The organism is Crystallibacter permensis, assembly GCF_025960875.1.
GTDB lineage: Bacteria > Actinomycetota > Actinomycetes > Actinomycetales > Micrococcaceae > Crystallibacter > Crystallibacter permensis.
The window spans coordinates 1-1969 of sequence record NZ_JAODLR010000056.1; the positions used below are offsets into that span (position 1 = coordinate 1).

2 protein-coding genes are annotated in these 1969 nt (G+C 67.5%); one reads left to right on the forward strand and one right to left on the reverse strand.

From position 1 onward, the window contains the following. Nucleotides 1-129: 129 nt before the first annotated feature. On the reverse strand, nucleotides 130-195 hold the full coding sequence (locus B0G38_RS23390) for a twin-arginine translocation signal domain-containing protein (protein WP_413542107.1): 66 nt from the start codon (nucleotides 193-195) through the stop codon (nucleotides 130-132). Here B0G38_RS23390 and B0G38_RS23120 point away from each other — a divergent pair. Continuing rightward, on the forward strand, nucleotides 188-1891 hold the full coding sequence (locus B0G38_RS23120; RefSeq protein WP_413542108.1) for an IS1634 family transposase: 1704 nt from the start codon (nucleotides 188-190) through the stop codon (nucleotides 1889-1891). The two genes, B0G38_RS23390 and B0G38_RS23120, sit on opposite strands and share 8 nt — an antisense overlap. Nucleotides 1892-1969 lie beyond the last annotated feature (78 nt).

Below are 1969 nucleotides of genomic sequence, written 5' to 3' on the forward strand. Positions count from 1 at the left end.
CCGAAGTTACGTGGGCTGATCGCCCTGGTTCCTTGTGGTTCCGGGTGATCAGCCCTCTTTTGTACCACCGTTTGTAGCCACTAAATTGTGGTGTGTCGTACCGTCGTTGCGCCAGACCCAGGAGTAGGATCATGGCATGGCGAAGACGCAGCAGGCAGTGCATGTAGCCCGGACGAAGTCGCGGCGGGTGAACAAGGCCGGGGAAACCGTCGAGTACGAGTCGGTGCTTTTGCGCCGTTCCTACCGCGACGGGGGCAAGGTCAAGCACGAGACGCTGGCGAACCTCGCGGCGCTGCCGGAGCAGGCGGTCGAGGACCTGCGTGCCTCACTGGCCGGCAAAACCCTCGTCGAGGCCACCGCCGGCATGGAGATCACCCGGTCGCTGCCGGCCGGCCATGTCGACGCCGTGGCGCGGATGGCCCGGGGCCTGGGATTCGAGAAACTGCTCGGCCCGGCCTGCCGGGAACGCGACATCGCGATGGGCCTGATCACCGCCCGGGTCTGCGCCCCGGCCTCGAAACTGGCCTCGTTGCGCTGGTTCGAAGACACCACCCTGGCCGCGGACCTGGGACCGGTGACCACGGACGAGGCGTACGCGGCGATGGACTGGCTGCTCGCCCGCCAACCGCGGATCGAGAAGCAGCTCGCCGCCCGCTACCTCGGCCCGGAAGCGAACCCGCAGAAACTGGCGCTGTTCGACCTGTCCTCGTCCTGGGTGACCGGGCACCACAACCCGCTGGCCGCGCGCGGCTACTCCCGCGACCGGAAGAAAGGCGTCGAGCAGATCGAGTACGGCATGCTCGCCAACCGCCACGGCGTCCCCGTCGCCGTCAGGGTCTTCCCCGGCAACACCGCGGATCCGACCGCGTTCACCACCATCGCCGGCGAGATCAAGGACCTCGCCGGCGTGGACGAGATGGCCATGGTCGGGGACCGCGGCATGATCACCGCCGCCCGCATCCGGGCGCTGAAGGAAACCGGCGGGCTTGCCTGGGTGACCTGCCTGCGCGCCCCCGCCATCGCCGCACTGGCCGCCGACGACGGGCCCCTGCAGATGAGCCTGTTCGATCAGCAGGACCTGGCCGAAATCAGCCACCCCGACTACCCCAACGAGCGCCTCATCGCCTGCCGCAACCCCGCCCTGGCCGCCGAACGCGCCCGCAAACGCGGCGAACTGCTCACCGCCACCGAGACCGAACTCGCCACCGTCACCGCCGCGGTGACCGCCGGGAGACTTACCGGGGCCGGAAAGATCGGCATCAAGGCCGGCAAAGTCATCGATAAATACAAAATGGCCAAACACTTCGATGTCACCATCGACGACACCACGCTCACCTACACCCGCCGGCAGGAACAGATTGACGCCGAAGCGGCCCTGGACGGGATCTACGTCATCCGCACCAGCTTGCCTGCCGCCACCCTGGACGCGGCCGAAACCGTGCGCGCCTACAAATCCCTGGCCAACGTGGAGAAAATCTTCAAATCACTCAAATCCGTGGACCTGCTCATCCGCCCGATCCACCACCGCACCGAGGACCGCACCCGCGCCCACGTCTTCCTCTGCATGCTCGCCGGACACCTCACCTGGCACCTGCGCCAGGCCTGGGCGCCACTGACCTACACCGACGACAACCGTCCCACACCCGAGAACCCGGTCACCGCAGCCACCCGATCCGACACCGCCCAAGCCAAGGCCTCCACCCGCACCCTCGCCGACGGCACACCGGCCTACAGCTTCCGCGCCCTGCTCACCCACCTGGCCACCCGGACCCGCAACAGCCTGCGCGCGGCCGGCACCACCGCCACCTTCGAACTCACCGCGCTGCCGACCCCCATCCAGCGCCAAGCCCAAGACCTGATCGACCAGCACCTCGCCACCTGGGCCAAGTAGCCAGAAAACCACCTACGAATAACGCCGGAATCCCCGCAAACACGGGGATTCCGGCGTCTCAGACAGACGTAACTTCGG